The sequence below is a fragment of the Bacillus cereus group sp. BfR-BA-01453 genome (assembly GCF_022662915.1).
Lineage (GTDB): Bacteria > Bacillota > Bacilli > Bacillales > Bacillaceae_G > Bacillus_A > Bacillus_A paranthracis.
The window spans coordinates 1-252 of sequence record NZ_JAKUEN010000053.1 but is presented as its reverse complement, the minus strand read 5'-3'; the positions used below and the strand labels follow the sequence as shown (position 1 = coordinate 252).

Here is a 252-nt window from a genome sequence, read left to right as displayed (position 1 = left end):
AGGTTCGAGGTGGAAGCATGGTGACATGTGGAGCTGACGAATACTAATAGATCGAGGACTTAACCATATAATATGAAGCAATGTTATCTAGTTTTGAAAGAATATAAAAAACTTGTTGACTTTCAAAGTTAAATGAGTTACAATAATTCTTGTCTTAAATGAATACAGTCTGGTAATGATGGCAGAGAGGTCACACCCGTTCCCATACCGAACACGGAAGTTAAGCTCTCTAGCGCCGATGGTAGTTGGGAC

The 252-nt window shown here is 39.3% G+C and carries 1 rRNA gene; it reads left to right on the top strand.

Features of this window, described 5'->3' with window-relative positions:
* Positions 1-168 precede the first annotated feature (168 nt).
* A 5S ribosomal RNA gene (rrf, locus tag MR070_RS26975) occupies positions 169-252 on the top strand; the annotation flags it as partial.